The 378-nt window shown below is 71.4% G+C and carries 1 protein-coding gene; it reads left to right on the top strand.

Annotated features, from left to right (window positions below):
• Positions 1-18: 18 nt before the first annotated feature.
• A partial coding sequence (locus tag AC1DYG_RS20635; RefSeq protein ID WP_477641694.1) for an NUDIX domain-containing protein occupies positions 19-378 on the top strand: 360 nt, incomplete at its 3' end.

The raw sequence follows: 378 nt of genomic DNA, 5'->3' as shown, positions 1-378 counted from the left end.
GCTGGAGCTGTGACCGAAATGACGGCACAGTCGCTGCACGCGTCGGCGGTGGCCGCACTCGAGGACTGGGACACCGATTCCGGCGACGCCGAGTCGTTACGGCACACCATGCTTGCGTTCCTCGACTCGGCGCCGCTCGGTTGCCTGCGCGAGCACGTCCCCGGCCACATCACCGCGTCGTCGCTGGTGCTCAGCGAGGACCGGCGTCAGGTGCTGCTCACCCTGCATCCACGGGTCGGCCGCTGGATCCAGCTGGGCGGGCACTGCGAGCCGGGCGACGAGACGGTGGTCGACGCGGCCCTGCGCGAGGCCACGGAGGAGTCCGGGATCGCGGGCCTGCGGATCGATCCGTCGCTGCTGTCGGCGCACACCCACCCC

The organism is Pedococcus sp. P1_H8 (assembly GCF_056405175.1).
Note: the sequence above shows the minus strand (reverse complement) of the source record. Positions and strands in the feature narration are given on the sequence as shown.